The 1810-nt window shown below is 63.8% G+C and carries 3 protein-coding genes; all 3 read right to left on the reverse strand.

The features are described 5' to 3' along the window. Positions 1 to 552, reverse strand: a 552-nt coding sequence (locus WCB02_RS11950) for an MFS transporter (RefSeq protein ID WP_423958401.1), incomplete at its 3' end; no start/stop codon positions are given. Beyond that, the gene (locus WCB02_RS11955) at positions 552 to 1442 is read right to left on the reverse strand and encodes a TauD/TfdA dioxygenase family protein (protein ID WP_423958399.1); all 891 of its coding nucleotides are present in this window, start codon (positions 1440 to 1442) and stop codon (positions 552 to 554) included. The genes WCB02_RS11955 and WCB02_RS11950, both read right to left, overlap by 1 nt. A gap of 151 nt (positions 1443 to 1593) precedes the next feature. After that, positions 1594 to 1810, reverse strand: a 217-nt coding sequence (locus WCB02_RS11960) for a GIY-YIG nuclease family protein (protein ID WP_423958400.1), incomplete at its 5' end; no start/stop codon positions are given.

A 1810-nucleotide genomic window follows, 5' to 3' on the forward strand; every position in this document is an offset into this window, starting at 1 on the left:
GAAATAGCGCAGCCAGGCCAGCACCCATCCCAGGCTCAACAGCGCCAGCACGACGAACGAGCCGCGCCATGAGATCAGGCCGACCAGCACGGCGATCAAGGGCGGCGTCAGGGCATTGCCGATCCGCGCGAAGGAATGGGTGATGCCCTGGGCAAAGCCCCAGTTGCGCTCCGGCGTCCAGACCGCCATCGCGCGCGTTGCGGTCGGAAAGGTCGCGCCTTCGCCGATGCCGAGCACCAGCCGCGCAAAGAACAGGCTGGCAAGACCGCCGACCGCTCCGGTCGCGGCGGTTGCGAGGCACACGATCAGGCCGCTGATTGCGAGCGTCAGGCGCGCGCCGAATCTGTCGCCGAAATAGCCGCCGATCAGCTGAAACAGCGCATAAGGGTAGGCGAAGGCGGAAAACGCCAGGCCAAGCTCGGTGTTGCTCAGGCCGAGCTCCGCCTTGATCAGCGGCGCCGCGGTGGAGATGTTGACCCGATCCACATAGAGGATCAGGTACATCAGGCACAGCATCGACAGAACCCGGTTGGATGCCCCGAACCTGCGCATCACGCCGGGCTCGCGCTGCCCTTGATCTGGGTGCGGTGCATGACACGCCGCGTCGCATCGTCGAACGGATCGCGCCGGTGCATGGTGCAGCGATTGTCCCACATCACGAGATCGCCGACCCGCCAGACATGCTCCCATTTGAACTCCGGGCGGTCGACCAACCGCCAGAGCTCGTCGAGCAGGGCTTCGGAACAGGCAAGCTCGAGCCCGACCAGATAGGCGTTGCGCCGGCGGCCGAGATAGAGCATCTGCCGCCCGGTGTCGGGATGGGTGCAGACCAGCGGATGGACCGCGCCGGGCGAGGTCCTGGGATCGTCGCTCGGAGTCACGCCCTGCCGCAGGAAACCGCCGCTGTTGTAGGTGCCGTCATGCTTGATCTTGAGACCGGCGATCCGCCGCTTCAGGTCGGAGGGCAGCGCATCGTGGATCGCGTACATGCTGCAGAATGAGGTGTTGCCGCCTGCGGGCGGCACTTCGAGCGCATAGAGCATGCTCGCCATCGGCGGCTTCTCGAGATAGGACATGTCGGTATGCCACACCGCCTCGCCGGCGCCGAGGCTGCCGATCGGCTCGCCATTCTGCTTCACATTGGACACGATATAGATCTCGGGCAGTCCTTCGACGAAGCGGCGGCCGGTCTCCTGCACCGGCGCGAAGTCGAGATCGCCGAATCTGCGGCTGAATGCGATGAGATCCTGGTCGCCGAGCGCCTGGCCGCGGAACAGCAGCACCTGATGCCGATGCCAGGCGTGCTTGACCGCCGCGAATTGCCGCGCATCGATCGCCTTGAGGTCGACGTCCCGCACCTCGGCGCCAAGCGCGGCGCCGGTCGGAACGATGTCAATCGGAGCGGCCACGGTCTCGCGCGCAATTTTGCTTTCGACATTCACGTTGTTCGTCCTCCCGGTGCCGTCTTCGGTTCAGGCTGTCGGCCAGCCAAACCGCTTAGAGCAGACAATTACAAATTGTTGGCCGCGTCCATGTCAAAATTGGGGACGTGCCGACTTGGATGCGCGGGCCCAGAATTCATGGCCGCAGACCTCATTTGGATATCCCGGGATAGAGGTCAACCCATTCGGGGTTCTGTTCCTCGATCAGCCGGATCTTCCAATCCCGCCGCCACTTCTTGAGCTCCTTCTCGCGTGTGATGGCCGTAGTCGCGTCGTCATAAATTTCGAACCAAACCAGCTTGTGGACATCGTAGCGCGCAGTGAAACCGCCCGTTACTTTTGTCCGATGTTGGTACACACGCCGGACA

The organism is Bradyrhizobium sp., assembly GCF_049581145.1.
Lineage (GTDB): Bacteria > Pseudomonadota > Alphaproteobacteria > Rhizobiales > Xanthobacteraceae > Bradyrhizobium.